Annotated in this window: 1 protein-coding gene; it reads right to left on the bottom strand. The window is 70.7% G+C overall.

Going from position 1 to position 3036, the window contains the following annotated elements; translation table 11 throughout:
• Positions 1-83: 83 nt before the first annotated feature.
• Positions 84-3036, bottom strand: a 2953-nt coding sequence (locus EIO58_RS15220; protein ID WP_127820224.1) for an immunoglobulin-like domain-containing protein, incomplete at its 5' end; no start/stop codon positions are given.

Genomic DNA, 3036 nt, shown 5'->3' with positions numbered 1-3036 from the left:
ACGCTTCCGGGCCGGCACGACGACGGCTGGGGCGGGTGGTGCGGGTTCCGCGATGGGAACCCGCACCACCCGCCGCCGGGCGGCTACTGGCAGGTGGCCGCCGGGACGACCACAGTCGAGGTGTGGGAGCGGCCGTCCGCAGCCGTCGCGGTGACAGCCGCGGTGCCGGAGGCGATGACCGCGGCGCGCGTCGCGAAGCTCACCGAGACGCTCTTGCCCGCCGCGATCGACACCGTCTTGGTGCCGTATCGGCCGGCGACCGTGACGGAGGCGGTGACGTCGTCGGTGTTGGAGACGCTCACGACCTCGGTGATCTTTCCGGCGATGCAGCGTGTGGTGGCCGTCGCCGTCAGCTCGAGCCCGAGCGACACGGCTTCGGACGTCGAGGCGCCGACCAGCCCGTCTCGGTAGCCGTCGTAATGCGCCGTGACCGATGCGACGCCCTCGGGCACGTCGACGGTCGCGGAACGGTCCTCCAGGTCGACCGTGGTGCTCCACTCGCCGCCCGAGAACGTCACCGTGCCGACGACCTCGCCGTCGTCGGCCGCGGTCACCCGGGCCGTCGCGGTGCGTCCGTCGACCGTGAGGCCCGTGACGGAGCCGACCGCTTCGACGGCTGTCCAGTCGTGCATCGCGTCGAGCACCGACTGGGTCACGCTCACGAACGAGCCGTGTCGCGGGCTCGCCGGCAGACCGCCGACGGGTCGGACGTTCCACTCCGCCCGGCGCGACAGCCGGTCGGCCTGCGTGCTGGACGCGATGGCCCCCTCCGAGGTCAGGAAGGCCCGGTAGCCGCCCGCCCCGTAGTTATCGACGAGGAACACGTATCCGTCGCCGGCCGCGTTGTTGTTCGGGTCGCCGGCGTTCAGCTTGACCACCTGCGGACCCTCGCCGGACTGCCCGGTCTCGAGGCTCGTCATCCGGGTGTCGGTGAGCTGCCACGTCGCCTGCGGATCCGCCGACCAGCTCGACTGGGTCGTGGGCGCCGTGAGCACCTTCGACCGCTCCAGGAAGATGTCCTTGCCCGCCTCCAGGATGCCGGCCGCGCCGCTCTCCTCGTTCTTGGTGAACCGGTAGTAGTAGTCGCCGATCCTCGTCACGGTGGAGTCGATCCGGGCGTAGCCGGTGTCCTGCCACGTCGCGGGCGGGTAGGTGAACGTCTGGAAGTCACGCGTGAGGACGTAGAACATGCGGGCGTACAGGTTGTCGGTGTTCGTGTGGCTCGCGTCGGAGTACAGGCGGGATGCGAAGAACACCACGTACGACTGCAGCTCGTCGTCCCAGTACGCCTCCGGCGCCCACGTCATGCCCGCCTCGGGCTGGTTGATCGTGATGCCGGCGTTCTCGCCGTTCGTCCGGGTCCACTCGACGAGATCGGTCGACTCCCACACGTGCACCTTCAGGCTGCCCGCGGACTGCGCGGGTCCCCAGCCGGTGCCGCAGCCGATGCACAGGTCTGTCGCGATCATGTAGTACTTGTCGCCCTGGCTCGAGCGGAGGATGTACGGGTCGCGCAGGCCCTTCGTGTCGGCGGTCGACGTGATCACGGCGCTGCCGCCGTTGACGGGCGAGAACGTGAAGAAGTCGTTGCCCGAGGTCGCCGCCTGGTAGATCTTCTCGTCGCTGTCGGACTTGAAGTACGCCGCCGCATAGCCCGCGTCGGGGGCCCAGCGGCCCTTCTCGGCGACCGTGACCTGGAACGTGCGCTCCTCGGTCGTGCCGTTGAGCGTCGCCGTCGCGGTGAGCGTGACCTCGCGGTCGCCGTCGCCGTACGCCGGACGCGCCACGAGGCCGCCACCGCGGTAGGGATCGGCCGCGCCCACCGCCGGCGCCGCGTACGAGGCATCCGTCGCAGTCACCAGCGACGGGTCGGACGAGGCCCACGTGATGACCGCGCCGTTCACCGCACCGGTCGTGACCAGCGGCAGGTTCTCGGTGGTGCGCGCCGCGAGCGAGATCGCGTCGAGATCGGCCGAGACAGTCGGCGCGAGCACCGTGACCTCGAACGTCAGCGTCGAGCCGAGCGACGTCGTCGCTGTGAGCGTGGCCGATGCGTTCTCGGTGATCGCTCGCGTGACAGCACCCGTCGTCGACACGATGTCGGGAGCCGACGACGCCCACGTGAGGCTGACGCCGTTGACGGATGCCGGGAGCGTCAGCTTGCTCGACACGCTGTCGAGCGACGGGTTCTCACCCAGCATGACGGCGAGCACGTCGCCGCGCAGCAGCGCGGCCGTCGCTGCGGTCTTCTCTGCTGCGGTCGGCATGCTGGCCGTGACCTCCTCGGCGGTGAGTGCGACATCCCACACCTTCACGTCGGCGACGTCGGCCCGCAGGAGTGAGTCGCCCTGGTAGAGCGACCGGCCGAGGTAGCCGAGCACACTGCCGCTCGGGATGATCGAGCTGAGCGAGCGCGTGTGCGTGAGGGTCGAGATCACGGCACCGTCGCGGTACAGCGTCAGCGTATTGCCTGAGCCGACCATCGTCAGCGTCGTGAAGCCCGGGTTGAGGCCGCCGCCCGCGGGCAGACGGGACTCGCCGTTGTCGGTGCCCGACTTCACCCGGATGGCGGCGAGCACCTGGTTGGTGTAGCCGCCCTGCGCCGAACGCGGGCTCAGGAAGACGTGGTTGCCGAGCTGAGTCGTGTTCCAGGCCCCGACGCCGTCGCCGATCACCCAGCCGAAGCTGTTGCCCGCCGTCTGCGCCGACACCGTGTACTCGACGGTGAAGTCGTTGTCGGTGCCGGTCACGAGCCCCTGCGGCAGCGACGCGTAGCCGTCGGCGCGGAAGCGCAGCACGTCATCGCCGGCCGCATCGGCGAACGACGCGTCGGTGAGGCCGGTGAGCGTCGCGTGGCGCGCGTTGCCCGACACGTCGAAGAGCGAACCGCCCGCATGCGACATGTCATAGTGTGCGGTCGGCGCCGGCACCTCGGCGGCGTTGGCCAGCGGCGCGGTGAAGCCCATCGCCGAGACGGCGACGGCTGCCGCGACGCCCGCGGCCATGCCGCGTCGTGCGAAGCGCCGGCGCGCGCGG

This window comes from Microbacterium sp. CPCC 204701 (assembly GCF_004010105.1).
Taxonomy (GTDB): domain Bacteria; phylum Actinomycetota; class Actinomycetes; order Actinomycetales; family Microbacteriaceae; genus Microbacterium.
Note: the sequence above shows the minus strand (reverse complement) of the source record. Positions and strands in the feature narration are given on the sequence as shown.